The organism is Salifodinibacter halophilus (assembly GCA_012999515.1).
Lineage (GTDB): Bacteria > Pseudomonadota > Gammaproteobacteria > Nevskiales > Salinisphaeraceae > Salifodinibacter > Salifodinibacter halophilus.
Map to the genome: position 1 here is coordinate 1 of JABEEB010000337.1, position 263 is coordinate 263.

Below are 263 nucleotides of genomic sequence, written 5' to 3' on the forward strand. Positions count from 1 at the left end.
CGCTGCAACGTGGCCGCGCCGAGCCCTACGAGTATCCGGTCGAGTTCCTGCGCACGGAAACGCTCAATGACGATCTTGCCGACCTCCTCGCCCGCCTCGGCGTCGATGCGGCGCGCACGGACGCGGTGCGCACGCATGCGCGCGTGCTGCCCGAGCAGGCGCACGAAACCCGCGAGCGAAAAGATGCCGATGAGTATTTCGACGAGGAGCTGCGCGATTTCGTTCTGCGCAAGGAGGCTTTCCTGTTCAACCGCTTCCCTGAG

At 65.4% G+C, this 263-nt stretch carries 1 protein-coding gene; it reads left to right on the forward strand.

All coding sequences use genetic code 11. The annotated features are described in order from the left end of the window. Positions 1-263 (forward strand): hypothetical protein (locus HKX41_11920; protein ID NNC24841.1); only part of this gene is annotated, 263 nt, incomplete at both ends.